Consider the following 22,727-nt stretch of genomic DNA (forward strand, 5'->3'; position numbering starts at 1 on the left):
CGCTCTAGTGATGTGCTTATGCCTGTATCTGGGGTTGGGGTTTGACCAGTACTGGAACGGTGGTTGGCGCTAAGGGGTGAGGTGCCGGTAGATGGTTGCTCGTGAGATGCCGAGCGCTTTGGCGATTTGGGTGGGTGTTTCGCCTCGTTCTCGTCGTGCTTGCGCTGCGGTGAGGGTGTCGGGGTTCATGACCGTGGGGCGGCCTCCGACCCGGCCGTCAGCTCTCGCGGTCGCGAGTCCGGCGAGGGTCCGTTCCCGGATCATGTCGCGCTCGAGTTCGGCGAACGCGGCCATCATCGTGAAGAAGAACTTCCCCTCTCCTGTCGGCTGGTAGGTGCCGGAGAGGGTGCCCGTCAGGATCTGGAGCCCGATCTGCTCGTCGTGGAGGCTGTCGGCGATTGTCAGGACTTCTTTCACGGAGCGGCCGAGGCGATCCAATTTCCATACGACGAGGGTGTCGCCGGGGCGGGTGTGGTCGATCGCGTCTGCAAGTCCGGGGTCGAGGAGCATTGGTGCAGTAATTAGCGCTAACGGTTCTCGGAGGCTTGGGCGATACCGTCGGGACTTATGGGTTCAACTGCGTCTGCTGACGTTTTCTCGGGTGCGCACGGTCGGTTTGATGAGGTGCCGTCGCGGTCTGATTTGGAGCGTTTCTTCGTTCTGGATGAGACGGATCTGTCGTATGTATTGAACGGCGCGGTGGCCACAATCGTCTGGGATTCGCTGTGCAGCTGGCGACGGTCCGATATTTGGGCGCGTTCCTGGCGGACCCGCTTGCGGTGCCGCCGGCTGTTGTCGAGTATCTCGGTCGCCAGTTGGGTATGTCGGACTTCACGGGTCTGGGCCGGTATGTCGAGCGGCCGATGACTGCGTACGAGCACACGTGGGAGATTCGTGAGGCGTACGGTTTCCGCGCCTTCGAGGATTCCGCCGTGAGGGTGGAGTTCGACCGATTTCTCACGGGCCGGGCGTGGACGCACGCGGAGGGCCCGGCGGCGTTGGTGGATCAGGCGGTCGGATGGTTGCGCCGCCATCGGGTGCTGTTGCCGGGCGTGAGCGTGTTGACTCGTTTAGTGGCATCGACCCGGGAGCGCACGGCGGATCGGTTGCACGAGGTCCTCGCTGAGGCGGCCGCGGCAGTGGACCCAGCGCTGCCGGGACGGTTGTGTGGGGCGTTGAGTGTGCCGGAGGGGTCGCGGTTCTCGCGGCTGCAGGAGTGGCAGCGGTCACCGACCCGGGTCTCCGGGCCGGCGTTGGTTTCGGCGTTGGACCGCGCGGCGGATCTGGAAGGGCTGCGGGTGCGGGAGGTGGATTGCTCGGCGGTTCCTGCGAACCGGTTGGCGGCGTTGGCCCGCTACGGGATGGCGTTGAAAGCACCGACGCTGCATGCGCTGGCTGAGCCGCGGCGCACGGCGACGTTGGTGGCGTTGGTTCGGCATCTGGATGCGGTTGCTGTGGACGACGTGTTGGATCTGTTCGTGCTGCTGATGACGACGAAGTTGTTGAATCCGGCGCGGAGGGCGACGAGCGCGGATCGGTTAGCGTGGTTGCCACGGTTGGAGAAAGCGTCGCGGGTTTTGGCGTCAGTCAACGACGAGTTGTTGACCCTGCTCAGTGCTGCCGCGCGGGATGGTGGCAGCCTGGATGTCGCGGGGGTGCGGGCGCGGATCGAGCCGATCGCGTCGCGGGAGCTGATCGCTGGAGCAGTGGCGACAGTTGCGGAGCTGGTCCCAGACGATGACGCCAACCAGGAGGCGGCGTTCCGGGTGGCGTTGGCGGACCGGTACCGGACGGTGCGCCCGTTCGTGCTGCTGCTGTGCGAGTCGTCGTCGTTGGCCGCGTCACCGGCTGGCAGGCCGGTGCTGGCGGCGGTGCGGAGCCTGCCAGCTTTGGTGTCCCGGCGGGTGTCGATCAAACCGTTGCTCGCAGCGGAGATCGACGAGGAGATTGTCCCGGCGGTATGGCGGCGCGCGGTGTTCGACGCGGCGACCGGACGGGTGGACCGGGACGCGTACGTGGTGTGCGCGCTCGAGCAGTTGCACAAGGCGTTGCGGGTCCGTGATGTGTATGCAACCTGCTCGCACCGATGGGCTGACCCGCGTGCCCGTCTCCTGGCTGGTCCGGCGTGGGATGCGGTACGGCCGGAGATCCTGAACGGGCTTGGGTTGGAAAGCCCGGTGCACACTCATCTGGCTGAGATGGTGTCGCTGCTGGACGCGACCTGGAAGCAGGCCTCGGCGAGGCTTGAGGAAGCCGGCGATGACGCGCGGGTGAAGATCGTCCCGGCCGCGGACGGGCGCGCCCGGCTGTCCGTGGAACGGCTCAAAGTGTCTTGCCCTTGGTTTGATGGAGACTCTGATCGTCCTGAAAGGATGAGGAGTATGCCAGCTTTGAGGAAGTACCCGGCGGAATTGAGAGAGCGTGCAGTGCGCCTTGTGTTCGAGGCGCGTGATGCGGATGGGGGCCGCCGTGGTGTGTGTACCAGGATCGGCCGGCAGCTTGGTGTCCCGTCGGACACGTTGCGTGGCTGGGTCCAGCGCGCCGAGGTCGATGGGGGTCTGCGTTCGGGGACGTCCACTGATACTGCGGTTCGCCTGGTCGAGGTGGAGCGTGAGGTGAGGGAGTTGCGGCGGGCGAACGCGATTTTGCGGAGCGCGTCGGCTTTCTTCGCGGCGGAGCTCGACCGCCCACACAGCAGATGATCGCCTACATCGATGAACACAAGGAAGAGTTCGGGGTCGAGCCGATCTGCAGGGAACTGCCGATTGCCCCGCAGACGTACTATGCCGCGCGGTCTCGGCCGCCCTCGCAGCGGTCCGTCAGTGACGAGGACACCGTGGTGAAGGTCCGTGCCGTGCACCAAGCGAACTATGGCGTCTATGGCGTCCGGAAGGTCCATGCGCAGCTGCGTCGCGACGGCCACCGGGTGGCCAGGTGCACGATCGAGCGGCTCATGCGTCGGGAGGGTCTCCGCGGGATCTCGCGGGCCAAGGGGCCACGCACGACGATCCCTGGGCCATTCACGGATCGTCCGGGGGACCTCGTTGACCGACGGTTCACCGCACCGGCACCGGACTGCCTCTGGGTTGCGGACATCACCTACATTCGGACGTTCTCCGGCTGGGTGTATGCCGCGTTCGTATTGGACGTGTTCTCCCGCCGGATCGTGGGCTGGCAGCTCTCCACAACCATGCACACCGAGCTTGCCCTCGATGCTCTCGAGATGGGCGTCTGGACGCGGCAGCGTGCCGGCCGGGACCTGTCACAACTTGTCCACCACTCGGATCGCGGAGTCCAATATCGTGCCGTGCGCTACACCGACCGCCTCGCTGAGGCAGAAGCAGTCGCCTCGGTTGGGTCCAAGGGCGACAGCTACGACAACGCGATGGCCGAGGCGCTGAACTCTCTATTCAAGGCCGAACTGATCCGCAACCTCGGCCCGTGGAAGGGGATCGACGAGCTCGAGATCGCGGTCGCGGAATACATCGACTGGTACAACCACCGCCGACTCCACGGCGAGATCGGACACATCCCACCCGTCGAAGCCGAGAACAACTTCTACACGCAACTGCCCACCATCACCGTGATGGAACGGGTCTAACCGAGCCTCTACCAAACCCGGGGCTTGACAGTTACCAGCGGCGGGAAAGGCTCTGCGTGGTGCGTTGGCTGGTCTGAGCACCACCCTGACGTGGGTGACCCGCCTCGCCGCGATCTGGGACGCCGGGACGCACGTGCTTGCCGAGGACGACCCGTGGCTGCATTCGCTCCTGCGCGAGGTGCTCGACCACCACATGCCGATCCTCGTTGGCGCGGAGCGCGGAGCGTTCAGGCTCTGGGCGCACGGTCACAAGCCGGTGAAGCAGCTCGATGCGGTGGAGCCCGATAGTGGTGGCAAGAACGCCACCCGTCATCCCTGACCCAACGCAGCTACGCAGTGTCCCGGTCAGGGGAGACCTGCAATGGAAAGCATGATGGCTCGCCTGGGCTGAAGGCACGTTGGCGATCCAAGCGGAGGTCTAGCGATGGACTCGGGCCGATACATCGGCGGAACGGGTGAAACTCCGAGCTACCGTCCGCGACGGTCGACCACTCTTCGATTGCGGCGTGAACACGGATGAGTTTCATGACGAAACGGGGGACGGCTGCATAAAGCCGTTCCCCGTTTCGTCGTCAAACTATTTCTTGGTCCGTTGTCCCAAAAGCGCGGCACTGAACGTGACGACAGCGCCACTGGCAATCAGCAGGAGAAGTGCGAAGTTTCCTCCGGTGCCGGCGCCTCCGTCGGATACCGCGGGAACAACGATGAATGCGGTCGCGACCAGTGCTCCGACTGTGCCGAGGAGACAAGCGATCGCCGGCCAACGAGTTGCTGGATCGCTGAGATTGCTCCTCAGGCCTCTGGTGCGCATGAACTACTGCCCCCAGCAACCGACGTTACCGGTGACGTACGCATTCAGATAGATCGCGTGCGCGCCATAGCTCGCCGTCTGGCAGACCTTCAGGAAGCCGGCGCTCATGCCGGTCAGCGCACCAATCGCCGCACTGAGGGCGGCCGCGGGAGCAAGTCCAGCCGCAGCCAGGACGCCGCCGATCGCGACGCCACTTCCAGCACCACTTGCAACCGCTGCGATGAGCGAGTCTGTCAGGCAAGAATCCAAGCCCCACTGCCAAAACGCCCCGTGGAAGCCCGTATAGCCGGTGGCGCCAGTGCACGCACGTACCTCGGCAGCAATTTCAACAGCGAGGTCTGATGCTTCCACCGTCGTCGCGCCGTTTTCGACTGTCCAACCGGCTCCTCCGACGATCGTCGCGAAATCAGCAATCGACTCCGGAGACGCGCCGGCCGCTTGCGCTGCCTCGATATCGAACACGGTCGAGTTGTCGCTGACACCCACGAACACTGCAGAGAGTTCAGCCTCTTGCTGAACCGACAAGCCCTGCCCACCGGACACCACAAGCTCCGTTTCGGGCGACGTCGGCAACGGGGACCCTGAAGGCTCTGACGCGACAGCAGCTGTCGGCGCAGAAAAGCCGATGAGGGCGGCAGCGACCAGCGCAATGCCACACTTCTTACTGGTCTTGACCAGCTGCCGCGTATGGTTCGTAAGCTTCATGAAGTCTCCCTTGACGGTTCCTCTGCGCATCATTGACGCGCCGTAACTGATACGGGCCATGATCCACCCGGTCGAGTACACGTGGAGGAGCTGTGCGATTTTGTCACCTTTCGGACCGTGAGCCGACGCGGATCAGCCCAAGGCTTCCTCGCCGAGCTCCTCCTCGCTGAAGACAACGACCGCGACAGACGCTCCTCCGTCCGCCGCATCTCAGCTGCAAGGTTCCCACGCGACAAATGGCTGGGCGACTTCGACTACGACTCGAACCCCAACATCAACGCTGCGATCATCAACCAGCTCGCGACCGGCGAATGGATCCGCAAAGGCCAGCCGCTCTGCCTGATCGGTGACTCCGGCACCGGGAGATCCCACCTCCTGATCGGGCTCGGCACGGCGACAGCTGAGAAAGGGCTGCGGGTGAAATAGATCCTCGCGACCCGCGCCTGTGCGCAGCGATCGTCGACCACTCCAGACCACCTGGTCAATTACCGGGGTGGTAGTGAATCGAGCCGTCCTGGTGGACTTCATCCAGGTTGACATACTCAGAATTCAAGGGCATGGTCGAACGCGCGTACGGCTACCTGGGAGACCTCGTTCCTCCCCGGCCGAGCGTTCGCTGCGCCAGCGGATTTCAATGCGCAACTCACGGACTGGCTCGTCCGAGCGAACACCCGCCGAGTCCGGGCCATTGGCGCCAGCCCGACCGAGCTCGTCGATACGGATCGGCAGGGCATGCTCCCGCTGCCCCGGTTGGCCCCGCAGACGGGGTTGCGGTTCAGGATTCGGCTCGCCCGCGACTATCACGTCCGTGTCGACGGGAACGACTACTCCGTCGACCCCCGCCACATTGGCCGGAACATCGACGCGGTTGCCTCGGCGGACTGTCTTGCCCTTGGTTTGATGGAGACTCTGATCGTCCTGAAAGGATGAGGAGTATGCCAGCTTTGAGGAAGTACCCGGCGGAATTGAGAGAGCGTGCAGTGCGCCTTGTGTTCGAGGCGCGTGATGCGGATGGGGGCCGCCGTGGTGTGTGTACCAGGATCGGCCGGCAGCTTGGTGTCCCGTCGGACACGTTGCGTGGCTGGGTCCAGCGCGCCGAGGTCGATGGGGGTCTGCGTTCGGGGACGTCCACTGATACTGCGGTTCGCCTGGTCGAGGTGGAGCGTGAGGTGAGGGAGTTGCGGCGGGCGAACGCGATTTTGCGGAGCGCGTCGGCTTTCTTCGCGGCGGAGCTCGACCGCCCACACAGCAGATGATCGCCTACATCGATGAACACAAGGAAGAGTTCGGGGTCGAGCCGATCTGCAGGGAACTGCCGATTGCCCCGCAGACGTACTATGCCGCGCGGTCTCGGCCGCCCTCGCAGCGGTCCGTCAGTGACGAGGACACCGTGGTGAAGGTCCGTGCCGTGCACCAAGCGAACTATGGCGTCTATGGCGTCCGGAAGGTCCATGCGCAGCTGCGTCGCGACGGCCACCGGGTGGCCAGGTGCACGATCGAGCGGCTCATGCGTCGGGAGGGTCTCCGCGGGATCTCGCGGGCCAAGGGGCCACGCACGACGATCCCTGGGCCATTCACGGATCGTCCGGGGGACCTCGTTGACCGACGGTTCACCGCACCGGCACCGGACTGCCTCTGGGTTGCGGACATCACCTACATTCGGACGTTCTCCGGCTGGGTGTATGCCGCGTTCGTATTGGACGTGTTCTCCCGCCGGATCGTGGGCTGGCAGCTCTCCACAACCATGCACACCGAGCTTGCCCTCGATGCTCTCGAGATGGGCATCTGGACGCGGCAGCGTGCCGGCCGGGACCTGTCACAACTTGTCCACCACTCGGATCGCGGAGTCCAATATCGTGCCGTGCGCTACACCGACCGCCTCGCTGAGGCAGAAGCAGTCGCCTCGGTTGGGTCCAAGGGCGACAGCTACGACAACGCGATGGCCGAGGCGCTGAACTCTCTATTCAAGGCCGAACTGATCCGCAACCTCGGCCCGTGGAAGGGGATCGACGAGCTCGAGATCGCGGTCGCGGAATACATCGACTGGTACAACCACCGCCGACTCCACGGCGAGATCGGACACATCCCACCCGTCGAAGCCGAGAACAACTTCTACACGCAACTGCCCACCATCACCGTGATGGAACGGGTCTAACCGAGCCTCTACCAAACCCGGGGCTTGACAAAGCGTTGCCGGTTCCGGACAGCCTGACCTGGTTGCGGGTGACGACTGCGTCCAGGCTGCCCGCGGTCGACCTGCCGGAACTGCTCCTGGAAGTGCATGCCTGGACCGGATTCCTGGACGCCTACGTGCACGTGTCCGGTGCCGATACCCGGCTAAGTGACCTCGACGTCACGGTCGCCGCGCTCCTGATCGCGGACGGCTGCAACGTGGGGTTGACGCCGGTGACAAACCCTGCCGCTGACTCGTTGACTCTCGGCCGACTCTCTCACGTGAACCAGAACTACGTGCGCGCCGAAACCCATGCGGCCGCGAACCGTTTCCTGATCGACGCACAAGCCCAGGTGCCGATCGCGCAATTGTGGGGCGGCGGCCTGGTCGCGTCCGTCGACGGGTTGCGCTTCGTCGTCCCGGTACGGACCCTGAACGCGGGCCCGTCCCCGAGATACTTCGGCTATAAACGCGGAGTCACCTGGCTGAACGCCGTCAACGACCAAGTCGCAGGGATCGGCGCGCAAATCGTTCCCGGAACCCCACGCGACAGCCTGCACATCCTCGACGTGCTCCTGAACCTTGATGGCGGTCCGAAACCGGAGATGATCGCGACCGACGAAGCATCATATTCCGACATGGTCTTTGGCCTGTTCAAGCTCCTCGGGTACCGGTTCTCGCCCCGGATCGCCGACATCGGCGATACCCGATACTGGAGGGCAGAATGGCCCGCAGGCCCAGTCGCTGACTACGGCCCGTTGAACGCGATCGCCCGTCACAAGATCAACCTGGCCAAGATCACCGCGCACTGGCCCGACATGCTCCGGGTGGTCGGTTCCCTGGTCACCCATCAGGTCCGCGCCTATGACGTGCTGCGAATGCTCGCCCGCGACGGCCGACCAAGTCCGCTTGGCCAAGCCTTCACCGAGTACGGACGGATCGCGAAGACCCTGCACATGCTGGCCATGATCGACCCGATCGACGACAACCACCTCCGCGCCGTGAACCGGCAAACCACCGTTCAAGAGTCCCGGCACCGCCTCGGCCGGAAGGTGTTCCACGGCAAACGCGGCCAGCTGCACCAGAAGTACCGTGACGGGCAAGAAGACCAACTCGGCGCCCTCGGGCTCATCGTCAACGCGATCACCCTCTGGAATACCCGCTACCTCGACGCCGCCGTCACTGAGCTCACCCGCAAAGCCCAACGCATGTACGACAGCCGCACCTTCACCATGGCCGAGATCGCCGCCACCTGCGGCGTCATCCCAATGACCATCTACCGGCACATCACCACCGAGCCCAATCGCGTCGAACCGACACCGTCGAACCCTTAGCGCTAATTACTGCACCAATCTTCCTCGACGGGCCTTGACCCCAAACTATGGACACGGTGGCATTTCGGTTATGCCGCTTCCGCGAGGGTGGCTTCGTGGGTGTTCGGGGTGATGCTGCCGATCGTGGAGTGGCGTCGGCGTGTGTTGTAGCGAGCCACCCGCCGGAACACGGCCGGGTAGGCGGTGGCCGGGTCCGGGAACGTTTTCCGTTCGGTACTGATGAGCGGCTGCGTGATGCTCTACCCGCGCATGCGGGCACGGTTCAGACGACTCACGCCGATGAATGCCGCGCCGAGGAGAGCGGCGAGTAGCCCACCCGCCCAGGCGATCGAGGGATCCACTCCAGTCTTTGCGAGATCAGCCGTAATACTCGACCCCTGAGTCACGGAAGGACCTGGCGTAGGGACAATCGGCTCGGGCGCGACGGCCGCGTTCAGGACGCTAACGCTGAAGGTTTGTTGGTCACTGCCGGCCATGTTCGTCGCTGCAAGTGTGAACGTGTAGACGCCTGCCTCTTGCGGGGTTCCGGAGAGGATGCCAGTGGCTGGGTCGAGAGCGATGCCCTGAGGAAGGCTTCCGGCAACGACATTGAAGGTAATCGGTTGGGATCCCTCGGCCTCTACGGGTATCGTCTGAGGCTCGCCAACAGTGAGGTCGGGAATGGCGGTTGTCTGGATTGTCGGGGCGATGATGGGGAGCATCGCAGCGAGGCTGAAAGCTCGGGTGCTCGCCCCACCGATTCCAGCTGCGGTAATTGAGAAGAACGACGGAATATCATCAGCCGGGACACCTTCGACAACTCCCGTCTCGGAATTCAGTACGAGCCCCGCCGGCAGCGAGCCAGCGGAGACAGTGAACGTGTAGGGTGCCGAGCCAGTCGTTGCGATTGCAGCCTGGTAGGGGGCGCCAATCGTCGGTTGCGGGAGCGCGGTAGTCGAAATCTCGGCCGCATTGAATGGTATGAGCGCGGCCGGAACGGCCGTGGGGTCGGTAGTGGTCGACGCGCGGTTGGCGGGGAACCACGTTCGGGCCGGGTTCACGCTGAAAGAAAGTGACAGCGGGAATGCCCACGACTCGGGGAAGGGGGTCGAAGACAGCTGGAGGTCGGACGTGGCTTGGAAAAGCACGACTCGCGCGTGCTGCGGTTCCGGCCCGATGGCGTCGGCAACTACGGCCACAGCCACGGTGCTTGTGCTGGCATTGAAGCCGATGGTCCAGGCACGCTCATTCGGGAAGTCAATCGTCCGGCTCAACGTGTCCGTCGCTCCGTCCAGCACCAGAACAGACCCATGGTTTTGCAGGAAGCCTCCATCAACGGTGACGTAGACGGTGTTCGTTTGGGTGTCGATGGCGACTTGCCTCGGGTCTCCACCCGCGACGGGCACTGTCGTCGACACGGCTCCTGACAGAAGGTCAACGACCGCGATCGTCTGGGCGGCTGTCGGGATGTACGCCTTATTCGTGAAGGGGTTGATAGCGACTTTCACAGACGGGGAGTACCAGAAGCCCAGGGGGACGGTACGAGTGACTTCGTTTGAAATGACATCGATCACCGCGATGTAGGAGGGTTGCGTTCGATTAGACTGGTAGAACGCGTAGATCTCGCCGCGACCCTCGTTGACTGCGACAGCGGCGAGGTAGCCGCTTGGGCTCAGAGGGGCTGAGATGGTAGCCTCCACAGCGTTCAACGCACCATCGATGACCGACACAGAGGCATCGGCGTAATTCGCAACGTAGACCTTGTTGTTCGCTTCGTCTACCGTGAGATCGGCGGGTCGCTGGCCTACCGAGATTGTTGCGGTGATCCTTCCAGAAGTCGAATCAATGGCGGACACGGTCCCTGCTGTCCCGAATCCGCCGGACCCCACGTAGATGGTGCCGGTCGAGCTATTCGTAACTGTGGACCATACGTTTTTCGGGACGGATATCGGAGCGATCACCGCGACTTCCGCTACTGCGACGCTGGCGCCCGTGATCGGAGCGATTACGAGTGCCCCGCCAAGAAGGAGAGCTAATATCGATCGTCGTGAAAAGCGAGAATCAAGCATGTTTCTCCTTGGGAGGTAGCCGTCTGGGGCGCGCAACGAAACAAGAGTGGCCCCAGTGGAGCAGTCCACACGGACAGCAGGTTTTTGAGACGGTCCGTCGCTAAGCGGTTGAATTTGTTGCACGAGCACAAATCAAGATTATAACACGAAACTTTTGCCTCGTGAGTATGTCAACCTGATTCAAGTCCACTAGGACGTGTTGCTAATCCCGCTGGTGGCTCGCAGTTCCGCACTCTGGCCGCGACCCAAAAACGGTGAAAAACAAGAAGACACCGTTGCCATGGCGCAGACCCGCGGAAAGACGCGAAACCCATGCTTCTCGAAATTGCTTCTCGAAACAGTATTCTTGCATCGGCCCTCGGGAATGGATTCTGAGAGGCTTGGAGGGCTTGTCATGTTGATCGGTTACGCCCGCGTCTCCACCAGCGACCAGAGCCTCGCGTTGCAGCACGACGCGCTCACAGCCGTGGGGTGCGCGAAGATCTACGACGACACCATCAGCGGCGCCAAAGCCACCCGCCCCGGCCTGGACCGCGCGCTCGACCACCTTCGCGACGGGGACACCCTCGTCGTCTGGAAACTGGACCGCCTCGGCCGCAGCGTGAAGGACCTCATCGCCCTCACCGACCAGCTCGAACACGACGGGATCGGGTTCCAATCCCTCACCGACCAAATCGACACCGCCACCTCCGCCGGGCGGTTCTTCTTCCACGTCATGGCATCCCTCGCCCAAATGGAACGCGAACTCACCGCCGAACGCACCCGCGCCGGCCTCGCCGCCGCACGTGCCGCAGGGAAGAGGCCCGGCCGGAAACGGGTCATGACGGACAGCAAGATCGCCTCGGCGAAACAACTCCTCGCGCAAGGAACCCCCGCCGTTAGCGTCGCTCGCGACCTCGGAGTATCCGTTGCCACCCTCTACAGATGGATCCCCGCCGCCTCGCGCTGAGCGGGGATCAGAACAACCCTGGCCTGGGGGCCTTCGCCATTGCCTTGAGGGCTTGGACGATCGGGTCACCAGCTGCCTTAGTCGCACACTCGTGATCCACCTCGAGTAGATGATCATGCACCAACAGTCGAAGCGTGCTCACCGGCTTCGACAAGACCTCAGAATCACCCGCAACGATGGCCTCGGCGATCTGGCTGGCTTGATCTGCAAACTTCTTTTGGTGCCGACGTTTGATCTCCGCCCCAATCTGCCACCGCATGGAGAAGATCTGCGAGCTGACCAGCCGCCTGACACGCTCGTCGTCCACGTCGGCATCCGCAATCGCGCCCGCGAGCAACTTCTCGATCTTCGCAACGTTGGAGGGCTCAACCCCCGTAGTCGACGCGACTTGCGCGAGGACAGCGGCCGACAAACTGGCAACGGTTTCCTCTACCTCGACTTCGTCAAGGTCCCCGTAGTCATCACTATCTTCTAGATCGTCATCCAAATCGATACCGAACCGAAGGCCGATCAGCGGATCGCCAACCAGCAAGACTGAACGCTCCGTTTCGTCCCCGGCTGGCGCTTCCGCCACAGCGACGAAACGGACAGCACAGGTCTGGACAATGCGTACGACCGCGTCCAGTAGCCCGTTGGAGGATGCAACGTCGAGCCATAGAACTGGGCAAGCCTCACCATCAGACACCTGCGCATCTACGACAGCAACGTTGTGATCTCGGAACCAGTCGAGGACTCGCGAGAACGCAGCCTCGACACCAGCACGATCTTCCATACCCTCACGCTAGAAAGGACCACCGACACTCGCCCCGAAACCACTTACCGTACGCTGAGCTCCGTTTTCTCAAGCGCCCCCTCCAAGTCCGCCCGCGAAGGCGACCCATCAAACCGACCGTACGAACTATCTGCAGCAGAACCCGAATCCATGAACCCCGACAGTAACCAGCAACACTCGAAAACCCTTAGCGCCAACTACGACACCAACCCTCCTCGACCCCCGAATTGACGTTGGCCGACCGTTGAGGATCAATGCCCGGTGCCCTGGGCAGAGATGAGTATCAGCATGCGGCCGCGTCAACCTCCTGTGACGGCCCGGCCGCTTGAGAGTGGCCTTAGTCCGCTAAAGAAATTGTGAGGCGATGAGGGTCGGAGACGATCAGATACGGGTGACCGTCAGGGCGGTTCTTGGGTACGTTCAGCCACCCCCAGACCATGAACAACGCACCAGCGAGTTCGTCGAGATCGCCGATGTGTTCTACGAGTTCCTGCGTGACGAGCAGGTTCGGCTCGCCCTTGGCCGTGAAGAGCCACGCACCGCCCCGTTCGCCGGTGTCTGGGCGAGCGAACATGATGCTGCCCCAGTACAGGTGGCGCCGTTTTCTGTGCTTCTGCGCGACATCGGCCAATTCGACGCAGTAGTCGCGGACGGTCGTCTCCGTGCCATTCTCCAACCGAAGACGATACTCACTCCGCGCGAATTCCGGGTCACGATCCAGCGCCCGCAACAGACTCTTCATCTGCATGGTTCCAGTCGTGCGGCGCGCGCCGTCCACACCTACATACTGTCGCGCCCGCCCCGCGTGCTCTGCACCATCAGGGTCATGCTCGACCTGTTCTCCCGTGCGAGCGCGCGCTCTGTCGGCAACGAGTCGAACGACACCGTCCTCAGCTTCACGACGAGCGGCCTCAAGGAGTTTCGCCGTTTCAGGGTCATCACCACCCGATGTTGCGAAGCCACAGCCGGGCACATGACGAGCACCGAAATAGTAAGACGTACCGCTGCGGCGCTTCTTCGCGAAGTACGCCGATTTGCCGCACCCCTCGCACTCAAGATCCGATCGGTACTCGGCGAGCGTCCCGGGTGAGAGCTGTGCGAACGCTGCCGCCCGAAACGTCCTACCGGTTGGGCGATGCTTCGCAATATCCATACTCGAATCTAGCCACATCCATCTGCAGACCGTTGCCGTGGGTTACGACCGTCGAGACCGATGCGCTACCTATCACGCAATATCCTCATCTATCAACAGTGAAAGATAGTCCGTGATAGGTTCTGATCATGGACTTCGACGTGAACCCCTTCCGCCCAGGTGCGGGACGCGTTCCTCCCGAGCTCGCGGGTCGCTCCGGCCTTATCTCAGAGTTCTCCCAACTCCTCTACCAAGCTCGAGAGACCGGTGAGGGACAGCGGCCCTGGATCCTGTCTGGGCTCCGCGGAGTGGGAAAGACTGCGCTCCTGAACCAGCTCGGGCGGGAGGCAGTCCAGCTGAAATTGGTCTTCATCAAGGTCGAGGCGACGCGAACGACGTCTCTCTCGGTGAGCTTGTCGAAAGAGCTCCACCTGGCGCTACGTCGGCTCATGTCTGCATCTGATCGTGCGCGAGAGCTCTGGACGCGCGCGGCCGGCGCTTTGAAGTCCTTTCAGCTTCGGTTCGACCCGGACGGCACCTACGCGCTCGGCCTCACTGTCGAGGCAGCCCGCGGAGTCGCGGACAGCGGAGACCTGGCTGTTGACGTGCAAGAGCTGTTCGAGCAGATTGGCGAAGCGGCACGCGATACCAACACGGTCCTCGTCATCGCCGTGGACGAGCTTCAAGAGGCGCCCATTAATGACCTCACCGGTCTGAACGTTGCGCTCCACGCCCTCGGCCAGGCGCCGAATCCCGTTCCCGTGATGTTCATAGGAGCAGGTCTCCCGTCGCTGCCTGCTGTACTCGCGGACGCCACCAGCTATGCCGAACGGCTCTATGACTACCGCCAACTCGGTCTCCTTGATGAGACGGCGACTGCGTCTGCTCTCGAGGTCCCGACCCGGGTGCACGGTGTCATGTGGGACGAGGATGCCCTGGCCGCCGCAGTGCGAGCTACCGGTGGGTACCCGTATTTCATCCAAGCGCTCGGCAGTCATGTCTGGTTGGCGCGTACCAGTGACCAGATCAACGCCGACGACGTCGCACTTGGCAGCGCACTGGCCCAGAACGAAGTCGACCAAGGCCTCTATCAGTCACGATGGGAGCGAGCCACGCCGCAACAGCGAGCATTCATGGAAGCCATGAGTGCCGACAACGACTCCCCCTCAGCCCTCACCGCCATCGCAACGCGCGTCGGAAAGAAGCGAAGCGGCATTTCGGTGACCCGAGATCTCCTCATTCGCAGCGGACACATCTACGCTCCCGACCGAGGCTACGTCGCCTTTACCGTGCCGGGTATGGCCAGCTTCATTCGCCGACAGAGGCGCTGACGATGGCGGGGCCTGTGCACTGGTCTACGCGACAGGCATGTCGGAGCGCGCTGGCTGCATGAGCGCGCAGGCAGCAGCGGCCCTTTCGCACGATGTCTATGAGGCAGATGCTGTTGCCCGGCGCGAAGCGGACGAACGCCGCTGGGAGGGCCGGGGTCGAGGAGGATTGGTGTCGTAGTTGGCGCTAAGGGTTTTTCGAGTGTTGCTGGGTACTGTCGGACTTCATGGATTCGGGTTCTGCTACGGACGGTTCGTACGGTCGGTTTGATGGGTCGCCTTCGCGGTCGGATTTGGAGAGGTTCTTCTTCCTAGACGAGACCGATCCGTCACATATTCGGGTGCGGCGGGGTGACCACAATCGGCTCGGGTTTGCGGTCCAATTGACGACCGTGCGGTATCTCGGCGTGTTCTTGGTGGAACCGCAGAATGTACCCACCGTGGTGGTGGAGCACCTCCGTGAGCAGCTGGGATTGAGCGCGGCTGTAGATCTTGACCAATACGTGATGCGACCGAAGACTGCGTATGAGCATTCGTGGGAGATCAGGGACGCGTACGGGTTCCGTGTGTTCGAGAGCCCGGCGGTCGGTGAGGAATTTCGGCGGTTCCTGGACGGTCGGGCATGGACGCATGCGGAACGGCCCGCGGCGTCGCGCGATCAGGCGATCGGGTGGTTGCGCCGCCACCGAGTACTGCTCCCAGGGTTGGGGTTGTTGACTCGTTTGGTTGGCGCGGCGAGGGAGCGTGCATCGGAGCGCTTGTGCGCGGTTCTCGCGGAAGCGGCGACGGCGGTGGATCCTATACTCCCGGCGCGGTTGCGGGATTCGTTGCGGGTGCCGGCTGGATTTCGATTTTCACAGTTGCAGGAGTGGCAGAGGTCTCCGACTCGGGTGTCGGGGCCGGCGTTAGTGGCGGCACTGGATCGCGCGGCGGATCTGGAGGCGTTACGGGTGCGGGAGGTGGACTGTACGGCGGTGCCCGCGAACCGATTGGCGGCGCTGGCGCGGTACGGGATGGCTTCTAAAGCGCCGACCTTGAATGAGCTCGCCGAGCCGCGGCGGACGGCGACGTTGGTGGCGTTGGCAAGGTACTTGGACGCGGTAGCGGTGGACGATGTGCTGGATCTGTTCGCGGTGCTGATGACGACGAAGTTGCTGAGCCCGGCCCAGAAGGCGACCAGCGCGGATCGGCTGTCGTGGCTACCGAGGTTGGAGAAGGCATCCCGGGTGCTGGCGTCGGTCAATAGCGAGCTCCTGACCTTTCTCGGCGCTGCCGCAGAGGAAGGTGGCGGCCTGGATGTTGCGGCGGTGTGGGCGCGGATCGAGTCGATCGCGTCGCGTGAGCTGATCGCGGGCGCGGTGGCCACGGTGGTAGAGCTCGTCCCCGACGACGACAACCAGAATGCGGCGTTCCGGGTGGCGCTGTCGGAACGGTACCGGACGGTACGGCCGTTCGTGCAGCTGCTGTGCGAGTCGTCGTCGCTGGCCGCGTCGCCAGCGGGCGGGCCGGTGCTGGCGGCAGTGCGTGCGGTGCCGGCACTGTTGGCCCGGCGGGTGGGCATGAAGCCGTTGGCCGCGGCGGAGATCCACGAGGGCATCGTTCCGTCTGTCTGGCGCCGCGCGGTGTTCGACCCGGACACAGGTGACGTGGATCGGGATGCGTACGTGGTCTGCGTGCTCGAACAGCTGCACAAGGCGCTTCGGGTCCGGGACGTGTTTGCGACCTGCTCACACCGGTGGGCTGATCCGCGGGCACGGCTCCTCGTCGGCCCAGCGTGGGAGAGCGTCCGCCCAGAGATCCTGAACGGGCTCGGACTGGATGTACCAGTGGACGCTCATCTGAGCGGAATGGTGTCACTGCTGGACGCGACCTGGCTGCAGGCCGCGGCGCGGCTTGAGGAGGCCGGTGAGGATGCCCGGGTGAAGATCGTCCCGGCAGCTGATGGGCGGGCCCGGCTGTCAGTGGAGCGACTGGAAGCGTTGGAAATACCCGACAGCCTGACTTGGCTGAAGGCAACGACTGCGAGCATGCTGCCCGCGATCGATCTGCCGGAGCTGCTCCTGGAAGTCCACGCGTGGACCGGGTTCCTGGATGCGTACGTGCACGTCTCCGGGGCTGATACGCGGCTGAGTGATCTGGCGGTCACGGTCGCGGCACTGCTGATCGCAGACGGCTGCAATGTCGGGCTCACCCCCGTGACGAACCCTGCGGTGGAAGCGTTGTGAAGCGCCCTGGGTCTGATGGAGACTCGCGCTATTTGATTCCCGCCAGCTGGTCGACGGCGGTTTGGCCAGCATAGAAGGCCTGCTCGAACTCGGTGGGTGGGACGTCGCCGAGGTAGCCGTGCAGGCGCTGCGTGTTGTGCCAGTGCACCCATCCGAGCGTCGCGAGCTCGAGGTCCTCGACTGTTCGCCAGGGTCCGGGGCGTGCGGGCCCGCGGACGAGTTCCGTCTTGTAGTAGCCGTTCACCGTCTCGGCCAGGGCATTGTCGTAGCTGTCGCCGACGGTTCCGATCGATGGTGTTGCACCGATCTCGGCGAGACGTTCCCCGTAGCGAATCGACGTAAATTGAGACCCTGCGTCGCTGTGGCAGCGGAGATCGGCGTGGTGAGCGCCGCGCCCCCACCTCGCCATCTCGATCGCATCGAGGACCATCTCCGTACGCATGTGCGACGCGCACCGCCACCCCACGACCATCCGGCTGAACGCGTCGATGATGAAACAGACGTAGGCAACGCCCGCCCACGTCGGCACGAACGTCAGATCCGTCACCCAGAGCCGGTTCGGGGCTGTTGCGGTGAACTCTCGTTTCACCAAATCCGGATACCTCGCCGAGGCCGGGTCGGTCCTGGTCGTCTTCACTCGCTTCGACCTCGTCGCTCCCTCGATGCCCGCAGCACGCATCAGCCGGCCCGTCTGATCTCGCCCGATACTGAGCCCCGCGCGGAGGGCGCTCTTCCAGAGCTTGCGGACACCATAAACGCGATAGTTGTCTTCCCAGAGCGTGACAAGCTCGGGCGTGAGGGCAGCATCGCTGAGTGATCGCGCCGACGGAGCGCGGTCTTTCGCGGCGTAATACGTGCTCGGAGCCACCTGCAAGAGTGCGCAGATGGGCTCGACTCCGAGCGGGCGACCTTCGACGACGTCGTTCTTGTTCGCGTCGATGAACGCGACTACTTCCGGTGTTGGCGGTCGAGCTCCGCCCCGAAGAAAGACGCTGCCCGCTTCAGAATCTCGTTCGCCCGCCGCAACTCGCGGTTCTCCTGCTCAAGCTCCCGCAGCACCCGACGCGCCTCCGCCGTGCTCACACCCGCGACGTGCCCGTCGTCGACGTCGGCCTGCTTCACCCAGGTCCGCACCGACTCGATCCCGTAACCGAGCTGCGTCGCGACGCGCTGCACCGTCCCGTGCTCGGTCCCCAGCTCTGCCCGCAGCGTCCGCACCATCCGGACCGCGGCGGCCTTTTCTTCCGGTGAATACCGACGCGCCGTCGGCTTCCCAGATCCCTGATTCGACACCATGACTCCATCCTCGTTTCCAAGGTCAGGAGTCTCCAACAAACTCAGGGCGCTTCAATAGCTCGGCGTGAGATGCGAGTCGAGACGGCTTAGGGCGCCGAGCGCGTTCCCACGCGGCACTGTCTGCTGACCCAGCTCTATAGCCGGCTCGGCCTCCGTTCCTGATGATCTCGCGCGAGACCGTCGAGGCAGGGCGGTGAATACGCGCGGCGATGGCACGACCTGAGAAGCCCGCGGCGATCCCTCGGGATATCTCTTCCCGCTCCGCGGGCGTCAGATGACGCGCGCTGCGACGACGTGCGGTCGGTCGCACTCCGCCGTGCGCCGCAAGGCACGAACGCACGGTCGCGGCGCTCGTCCGTAAGGTTCTCGCGATCAGTCGGCTCGAATCGCCGGCCCTCCACCTGTCCCATAACTCGTTCTCCTGCTCACTCGTAAACACACGCACCTCCAGCTCAATCCTGGGTGGTGCGTTGACCGCTTGAGACCGCCATCATTTCCGGCTGCCCCTTCATGCGTTGGAGGATTTCAACAATTAATCCGCATGCCTCAGACTCGTCGCGAGCACGTCGCAAATAGAGCAGACGTGGTTACGAGACACAGTCACCTCGCTCGCCCCTCGTTCGGTCTGGCCCGCCTCGGCCGTAGGGTCGACGTCATGGCTAACGCAGAACTGATCGACGTGGACCACTGGCCGCGTCGGGAACATTTCAACCACTACCGGAACCGGGTCGGGTGCACTTACTCGATCACCGTCGACGTCGACGTCACCGAGATGGTCGCTGCTTTGCGGGGTTCGGCCAAGAAGACGTACCTGGCACAAGTGTGGTCGCTGGCGTCGATCGTGAACCGCCACGACGAGTTCAGGATGACACTGGATGAGACCGGCGCTCCGGCCGTGTGGGACGTGATGCATCCCGGGTTCACCGTGTTCAACCCCGACAGGGAAACGTTCGCCAGTGTCTGGTCACCATTCCGCCCCGACTTTGTGGCGTTCCACGACGAGGCGGCGGACGTTCTTCGCCGGTACAAGACTGCGACATCGATGTTCCCGCAGTCCGACACCCCCGCCAACACGTTCGACGTGTCGAGCCTGCCTTGGACGTCGTTCACCGGGTTCACCCTCACCATTCGAGACAGTTGGGACTTCCTGCTCCCCATCTTCACGATCGGCCGATACCGGGAGGAAGCGGGCCGCACGAAGATGCCCCTCGCCGTTCAGATCCATCACGCGGCCGCCGACGGTTTCCACACGTCCCGGTTCATTCAGGACTTACAGGACCTCGTCGCAGCTCCGGGATGGATCACCTCGTAGTACCAGCTACACAGCAAGCCGCTCGACTTGTGATCGCGCACCGAGTCGGATCTTCACTCCGGAACGAGGATGCGATGTGTCTCGCTGAACGGAGACACACCTCACGAGTGCCTGTAGTGCGGCCCGTGCGCTCTGGCGGTGGTTGTGTTTATGCCTTGCTCGAGCACGCGCAGACCCACTCCTCGTTGGCGGAGGTCACTGCCGAGGGTGGCGAGGTGGAGGACGGATCGGCCGAGCCGGTCGAGGTGGGTGATGATGAGTTGCTCGTCGGCTGGACGAAAACCTTCGCCGATCCGCGCCGCTGCGCAGCGCTCGTCGACCGCCTCACGTTGGGGGTCGAGGAGGGCTGGTGTCGTAGTTGGCGCTAAGGGGTTGTTGAGTGTTGCTGGGCGCTCGCACTCTGGACAATCACGATCATCATCGTGGGCATCGGCGAACCGCGGCAGTCGGCGCAGAGTTCTCCGGCTGGCGCGTGATCATCATCGCCACCATGGTCCACAACGACCACACCGCCGCGAGCGGACAATGCCTCAGCGATCGTCCCGACGCACATAGACCGCAAGACCTACCATCGCCACAAACACGAGCAGCAAGAACCCAGCATCCGCCACCGGTCTACACCCATACCGGCACTCTAGAACCCAAACAGCAGGGCTAGGCGGTCAAGCCCCGTGGAGTGGTGTAGCCGTGTGTCCTTCGATTCGTTGGGTTAGGCGCTGAGGGCGAGTTCTGGTTCGGGCACCTCGGTTCCGGTGTCGGGGACGATGGTGAGGCGGCTCTTGGCGAGGATGTCGAGTCCGAGGTAGCGGCGTCCCTCGGCCCATTCATCGGTCTGTTCGGCAAGGACGGCGCCGACGAGCCGGGTGATCGCGTCGCGATTGGGGAAGATGCCGACGGAGTCGGTGCGGCGACGGATTTCACGATTCAGGCGCTCGTTCGGGTTGTTCGACCAGATCTGCTGCCAGAGCCCCTCGGGGAACCCGGTGAACGCGAGGATGTCGGCGCGGGCAGCGTCGAGGTGTTCGTGAGCTGCGGGCAGTTTCCCGTCGACGTAGTCCAACAGCCGGTCGAACTGGGCGTGGACGGCGTCGGCGTCGGGCTGGTCGTAAACGGAGTGCAGCATAGCCTTGACCGCGGGCCAGAGACTCTTCGGGGTCACCGACATCAGGTTCGCGGCGTAGTGGGTGCGGCAGCGTTGCCAGGCCGCGCCGGGGAAGTTCGCGGCGATCGCCTCGACCAGACCGCGGTGCGCGTCGGAAGTGACCAGACGAACCCCGGTCAGACCGCGGGCGACGAGGTCGGCGAAGAACGTGTTCCACGCCGCCCCGGTCTCCGACGTGGCCACCCGCAGGCCCAGGACCTCGCGGCGCCCATCGGCGTTGACCCCGGTCGCGACGAGAACAACGGCGTTGATGACGCGTCCGCCTTCGCGGACTTTCATGGTGAGAGCGTCGGCGGCGACGAACGTGAATGGGCCGGCATCACCGAGCGGGCGGTGTCGGAATTGGTCAACGTGCTCGTCGAGGTCCGCAGCCATCCGGGACACTTGCGACTTCGACAACGAGTGAATCCCGAGGGTCTTCACGAGTTTGTCCATGCGGCGTGTGGAGACGCCGGCGAGGTAGCAGTCCGCGACGACGGTGATCAGGGCGGTCTCGGCGCGTTTGCGGCGCTCGAGGAGCCACTCCGGGAAGTAGGTGCCAGAGCGCAGCTTCGGGATCGCGACATCGATGGTCCCGGCGCGGGTATCGAGGTCGCGGTGCCGGTAGCCGTTGCGTTGGACGGTGCGACCCGGGGTGGGTTGGCCCCACTCGGCGCCGATCACCGCGTCAGCGTCGGCAGAGAGGAGCGCGTTGATCATGGTTTGCAGCAGCGACCGCATCAGATCGGGAGACGCGTCGGTCAGGGCTTCGCCAAGAAGGTGTGCAGGGTCGACAATATGTGGAGCGGTCATCGTGATGATGCCTTTCGAGTGGAGGTTAGAGACTTCTCGAAGGAGTCACACGGTGACCGCGCTCACGTCCAAGACCGAGCCGGCCACCGCAGGCTACACCACCTTATGGGGCACTACTCCATTGGAACCTGTCTTCGACAGATATCCCGGTTTTCGACGGATCTACATCGACCTACCTGGACACGGTGACAGCCCCCGACTACCGGGACCAACCTCGGCACTCACGCTGACCGAGGCTGTCATTGGATGGATCGCGGATGTCATGGGCGATGAGCCCTTCGCCGTGGTCGGTCAGTCGTTCGGCGGGCAGATCGCTCGAGCGGTCACCGCTCGATTCGGCCCCCAGGTTCTCGGATCGGCACTATTCGTGCCCGTCGTGCGCTGGGGCGAGGCCCGCACTCTGCCGTCGGAGACAATAGTGGAGCGAAACGACGTGTTTTTAGCCAGCCTGTCGCCCGTCGACCAGGACCTCTTTGCCTTTGTCGCGACCCGCCTTGACCAGCCGGGATGGGAGCGTTTCGCGCAGTATTTGCTGCCAGGATGGCGCGTGCACGATCAAAACGCTGCCGCTGAACTGGAGTCAAATTTCCTTCTCCCCTCCTGGCCGGAGCAGGAAGACGCGCCTCACCGCGGCCCGCATCTGCTCGTCACCGGCCGCCAGGACGCACTCGTGGGATGGCAGGATCAGCTTGATCTGCTTCAGTACTACCCGCACATGACCGCTGCAGTTATCGACGGCGCCGGCCACAATCCGCAGATAGAGACACCGGACATAGTCCGCGACCTTGTCGGCCGATGGCTCGATGCCTTTCCGCGAGACACGACGTCATACACAAGCGGAGGGCAGGAGGAGCTCGTGATGTAGCCCTGTGGTCCACACCGGCGCACCACTACCCTGGCGCCCACTGCGCCCCAGCGAATGTGCATCGAGCGTGACATTTACTGCTGCGAAAACGTCGTCATTTACCGCTGCGATCCACAATCGATAAGCGCTTCGGCAACAACGCCCTGGCCCGACCTGGGCAACCGCAGTATGCAGTGCCCGCTGGAGAATCGGCCTACGCGCAACCAGACCGCCACAAAGCGA

The 22,727-nt window shown here is 63.7% G+C and carries 19 protein-coding genes, 4 pseudogenes and 2 other annotated features; of the genes and pseudogenes, 14 read left to right on the forward strand and 9 right to left on the reverse strand.

From position 1 onward, the window contains the following. Positions 1-69: 69 nt before the first annotated feature. Positions 70-510: a recombinase family protein gene (locus ABMA10_RS20160; RefSeq protein ID WP_431030916.1), complete on the reverse strand. Its 441-nt coding sequence runs from the start codon at positions 508-510 to the stop codon at positions 70-72. Between the two features lie 176 nt (positions 511-686). On the opposite strand from ABMA10_RS20160, the pseudogene ABMA10_RS20165 reads away from it, so the two are divergent. From ABMA10_RS20165 to ABMA10_RS20175, 3 genes and pseudogenes are all read left to right on the forward strand, one after another. Beyond that, positions 687-1,070: pseudogene (locus tag ABMA10_RS20165) on the forward strand (DUF4158 domain-containing protein); the annotation flags it as partial. 1,311 nt (positions 1,071-2,381) lie between these two features. Then, positions 2,382-3,601 (forward strand): IS3 family transposase gene (locus ABMA10_RS20170; RefSeq protein WP_431031001.1). Its coding sequence is split into 2 segments (ribosomal slippage): positions 2,382-2,661 and positions 2,661-3,601, totalling 1,221 coding nucleotides; the frame shifts between segments, so codons are not numbered across the junction. Continuing rightward, positions 2,660-2,773: a sequence feature (AL1L pseudoknot), on the forward strand. (Overlaps the previous gene by 114 nt.) Before the next feature lie 94 nt (positions 3,602-3,695). Beyond that, positions 3,696-3,920, forward strand: coding sequence for a hypothetical protein (locus ABMA10_RS20175; RefSeq protein WP_431030939.1), 225 nt, complete (start codon positions 3,696-3,698; stop codon positions 3,918-3,920). A gap of 495 nt (positions 3,921-4,415) precedes the next feature. Here the strand turns inward: ABMA10_RS20175 and ABMA10_RS20180 are convergent, their stop codons facing one another. After that, positions 4,416-5,177: a hypothetical protein gene (locus ABMA10_RS20180; RefSeq protein ID WP_431030940.1), complete on the reverse strand. Its 762-nt coding sequence runs from the start codon at positions 5,175-5,177 to the stop codon at positions 4,416-4,418. 21 nt (positions 5,178-5,198) lie between these two features. Here ABMA10_RS20180 and ABMA10_RS20185 point away from each other — a divergent pair. From ABMA10_RS20185 to ABMA10_RS20200, 4 genes and pseudogenes are all read left to right on the forward strand, one after another. Beyond that, positions 5,199-5,540, forward strand: a pseudogene (locus ABMA10_RS20185) (ATP-binding protein); the annotation flags it as partial. Between the two features lie 309 nt (positions 5,541-5,849). Beyond that, positions 5,850-6,047, forward strand: coding sequence for a Mu transposase domain-containing protein (locus tag ABMA10_RS20190; protein ID WP_431030941.1), 198 nt, complete (start codon positions 5,850-5,852; stop codon positions 6,045-6,047). Positions 6,048-6,052: 5 nt separating this feature from the next. Then, positions 6,053-7,272, forward strand: a protein-coding gene (locus ABMA10_RS20195) for an IS3 family transposase (RefSeq protein ID WP_431030710.1) whose coding sequence is annotated in 2 segments (ribosomal slippage) — positions 6,053-6,332 and positions 6,332-7,272 — 1,221 coding nt in all. Because the reading frame shifts where the segments join, the coding sequence is not laid out codon by codon here. Continuing rightward, positions 6,331-6,444, forward strand: a sequence feature (AL1L pseudoknot). It overlaps the preceding gene by 114 nt. A 29-nt stretch (positions 7,273-7,301) precedes the next feature. Next, positions 7,302-8,507 (forward strand): annotated as a pseudogene (locus ABMA10_RS20200) (transposase); the annotation flags it as partial. A gap of 356 nt (positions 8,508-8,863) precedes the next feature. On the opposite strand, the gene ABMA10_RS20205 reads toward ABMA10_RS20200, so the two are convergent. Beyond that, on the reverse strand, positions 8,864-10,672 hold the full coding sequence (locus ABMA10_RS20205; protein WP_431030942.1) for a putative Ig domain-containing protein: 1,809 nt from the start codon (positions 10,670-10,672) through the stop codon (positions 8,864-8,866). A gap of 394 nt (positions 10,673-11,066) precedes the next feature. On the opposite strand from ABMA10_RS20205, the gene ABMA10_RS20210 reads away from it, so the two are divergent. Beyond that, positions 11,067-11,621, forward strand: coding sequence for a recombinase family protein (locus tag ABMA10_RS20210; RefSeq protein WP_431030943.1), 555 nt, complete (start codon positions 11,067-11,069; stop codon positions 11,619-11,621). A 7-nt stretch (positions 11,622-11,628) separates the two neighbouring features. Here the strand turns inward: ABMA10_RS20210 and ABMA10_RS20215 are convergent, their stop codons facing one another. Together ABMA10_RS20215 and ABMA10_RS20220 are read right to left on the reverse strand one after the other, a co-directional pair. Then, entirely contained in the window at positions 11,629-12,393 is a 765-nt protein-coding gene (locus tag ABMA10_RS20215) for a hypothetical protein (protein ID WP_431030944.1), read from the reverse strand. Between the two features lie 337 nt (positions 12,394-12,730). Then, positions 12,731-13,141: a hypothetical protein gene (locus tag ABMA10_RS20220; protein ID WP_431030945.1), complete on the reverse strand. Its 411-nt coding sequence runs from the start codon at positions 13,139-13,141 to the stop codon at positions 12,731-12,733. A gap of 78 nt (positions 13,142-13,219) precedes the next feature. Between ABMA10_RS20220 and ABMA10_RS20225 the strand changes: the two genes are divergently transcribed. The 4 genes and pseudogenes from ABMA10_RS20225 (at position 13,220) to ABMA10_RS20240 (ending at position 17,078) form a co-directional block, all read left to right on the forward strand. Further along, entirely contained in the window at positions 13,220-13,483 is a 264-nt protein-coding gene (locus tag ABMA10_RS20225; RefSeq protein ID WP_431030946.1) for a hypothetical protein, read from the forward strand. Positions 13,484-13,674: 191 nt separating this feature from the next. After that, positions 13,675-14,856, forward strand: a complete 1,182-nt coding sequence (locus tag ABMA10_RS20230) for an ATP-binding protein (protein WP_431030947.1) — start codon at positions 13,675-13,677, stop codon at positions 14,854-14,856. A 224-nt stretch (positions 14,857-15,080) separates the two neighbouring features. Next, a pseudogene (locus tag ABMA10_RS20235) lies at positions 15,081-15,578 on the forward strand (DUF4158 domain-containing protein); the annotation flags it as partial. A 183-nt stretch (positions 15,579-15,761) separates the two neighbouring features. After that, positions 15,762-17,078: a Tn3 family transposase gene (locus ABMA10_RS20240; RefSeq protein ID WP_431031510.1), complete on the forward strand. Its 1,317-nt coding sequence runs from the start codon at positions 15,762-15,764 to the stop codon at positions 17,076-17,078. A 28-nt stretch (positions 17,079-17,106) separates the two neighbouring features. On the opposite strand, the gene ABMA10_RS20245 is transcribed toward ABMA10_RS20240, so the two are convergent. Together ABMA10_RS20245 and ABMA10_RS20250 are read right to left on the reverse strand one after the other, a co-directional pair. Continuing rightward, a protein-coding gene (locus tag ABMA10_RS20245; RefSeq protein ID WP_431030839.1) for an IS3 family transposase occupies positions 17,107-18,374 on the reverse strand; the annotation gives its coding sequence in 2 pieces (ribosomal slippage) (positions 17,107-18,068 and positions 18,068-18,374; 1,269 coding nt in all). Positions 18,375-18,396: 22 nt separating this feature from the next. After that, positions 18,397-18,819, reverse strand: a complete 423-nt coding sequence (locus ABMA10_RS20250; protein WP_431030948.1) for a transposase — start codon at positions 18,817-18,819, stop codon at positions 18,397-18,399. Positions 18,820-19,029: 210 nt separating this feature from the next. Between ABMA10_RS20250 and catA the strand changes: the two genes are divergently transcribed. Further along, a complete protein-coding gene (gene catA / locus ABMA10_RS20255; protein ID WP_431030949.1) occupies positions 19,030-19,686 on the forward strand; it encodes a type A chloramphenicol O-acetyltransferase in 657 nt (218 codons plus the stop codon). 101 nt (positions 19,687-19,787) lie between these two features. On the opposite strand, the gene ABMA10_RS20260 is transcribed toward catA, so the two are convergent. Next, on the reverse strand, positions 19,788-20,141 hold the full coding sequence (locus tag ABMA10_RS20260) for a recombinase family protein (protein WP_431031535.1): 354 nt from the start codon (positions 20,139-20,141) through the stop codon (positions 19,788-19,790). A gap of 254 nt (positions 20,142-20,395) precedes the next feature. Next, on the reverse strand, positions 20,396-21,640 hold the full coding sequence (locus ABMA10_RS20265; protein ID WP_431030682.1) for an IS256 family transposase: 1,245 nt from the start codon (positions 21,638-21,640) through the stop codon (positions 20,396-20,398). A gap of 52 nt (positions 21,641-21,692) precedes the next feature. On the opposite strand from ABMA10_RS20265, the gene ABMA10_RS20270 reads away from it, so the two are divergent. Further along, positions 21,693-22,505, forward strand: coding sequence for an alpha/beta fold hydrolase (locus ABMA10_RS20270; RefSeq protein WP_347870425.1), 813 nt, complete (start codon positions 21,693-21,695; stop codon positions 22,503-22,505). Positions 22,506-22,727: the final 222 nt, after the last annotated feature.

Origin of the sequence: Plantibacter sp. RU18 (genome assembly GCF_050613355.1) — a bacterium.
Classification (GTDB): Bacteria; Actinomycetota; Actinomycetes; order Actinomycetales; family Microbacteriaceae; genus Plantibacter.